Consider the following 272-nt stretch of genomic DNA (forward strand, 5'->3'; position numbering starts at 1 on the left):
GAGACCAATAGCCTGCTCTTTGTTCTTTACCGAGATATCACTCTTTGGCAATTCATTGCCAAAGGCATCATCCAGGCCGTCCGTCAGATCCAGCTCATCAAGCTCAGCATCGTTATCATCAAACAGATTATCCGAGAAGATTGGATTGTCCTGCGGGGTCTTATCATCAAACAGGTCGTCAAGACTGCTGTCTTCACTGTCCAGCCCCAGATGCGGTTCATCATCGTCCAGATCAGTGACCATAGGCTTAGGTGCTTCTTTGCTTACCTCAG

The 272-nt window shown here is 48.2% G+C and carries 1 protein-coding gene; it reads right to left on the reverse strand.

The genetic code is table 11. From position 1 onward, the window contains the following. A partial coding sequence (locus ACYP03_RS26175; RefSeq protein ID WP_459782696.1) for a hypothetical protein occupies positions 1 to 243 on the reverse strand: 243 nt, incomplete at its 3' end. Positions 244 to 272: the final 29 nt, after the last annotated feature.

It is taken from the genome of Photobacterium sp. R1 (assembly GCF_054600795.1).